This window comes from Pseudomonas fluorescens (assembly GCF_002022275.1).
Lineage (GTDB): Bacteria > Pseudomonadota > Gammaproteobacteria > Pseudomonadales > Pseudomonadaceae > Aquipseudomonas > Aquipseudomonas fluorescens_AJ.
Map to the genome: position 1 here is coordinate 180,380 of NZ_MSDF01000062.1, position 428 is coordinate 180,807.

The following is a 428-nucleotide window of genomic DNA, read 5'->3' on the forward strand; positions in this document are numbered from 1 at the left end:
GCGTGTTTAACGGGGCGCCTAGGATCAAAATCAAAAGCAAGGCGGCCTGACAGCCGACCTGAGTGGTGTGGAGCAAAAGCGGTTCTGTGTGGGAGCTGGCTTGCCTGCGATGGCATCAACTCGGTGTGACTGATGTACCGAGGTGTCTGTATCGCAGGCAAGCCAGCTCCCACAGAGAAGCAGATCTGTGAAGAGATTAGAGGCTCACTCGGTCAAAAAATGTGGGAGCGGGCTTGCTCGCGAATGCGGTGGGTCAGCCAATTAATCTATCAACTGACACACTGCATTCGCGAGCAAGCCCGCTCCCACATTTGGATCTCCATTTTGTCTGGGGGAACGCGGTCTGCTCTAGAAAAAACAGCGCTTTTGATCCAACCACTCAGGTCGGCTTTCAGGCCGCCGTGCTCTTGCTTTTGATCTTGATTTGG